The 523-nt window shown below is 59.8% G+C and carries 1 protein-coding gene; it reads left to right on the top strand.

The features are described 5' to 3' along the window. Positions 1 to 523: CLIPPER-2 domain-containing protein (locus EZV76_RS16945; RefSeq protein ID WP_439108204.1), on the top strand; the 523-nt coding region annotated here is incomplete at both ends.

The raw sequence follows: 523 nt of genomic DNA, 5'->3' as shown, positions 1-523 counted from the left end.
CCTTGACGGGGACACCACCACCGACCTTTCCGGCTGTGTGCCCAACATCAACATACTGAAGACCGGTACCGTGGACGCCAACTGTGCCAACATCGACTATACCCTGACCGTGAACAACAACGGCAGCCAGGATTTGGAGAACGTGGTGGTCAGCGACCCCCTGATGCCCGTGCCTGCACTGCCGGATTCCGGGGACAACGGCGTACCAGGGGTCATGGAGATCGGCGAGACATGGGTCTTTACAGCATCCTACGCCATAACCGCACTGGACCTGACCAACGGACAGGTGGACAACCGCGCAACGGTGGATGCCAACGTGCTGGGGCTGCCCGCCGTTATCGTCACCGATGAGTCACACCCCTCCGACACCACGCTCGACGGGGACACCACCACCGACCTTTCCGGCTGTGTGCCCAACATCAACATACTGAAGACCGGTACCGTGGACGCCAACTGTGCCAACATCGACTATACCCTGACCGTGAACAACAACGGCAGCCAGGATTTGGAGAACGTGGTGGTC

The sequence above is a fragment of the Flagellimonas alvinocaridis genome (assembly GCF_004916895.1).
Taxonomy (GTDB): domain Bacteria; phylum Bacteroidota; class Bacteroidia; order Flavobacteriales; family Flavobacteriaceae; genus Flagellimonas; species Flagellimonas alvinocaridis.
This window is presented reverse-complemented; position numbering and strand designations above follow the sequence as displayed.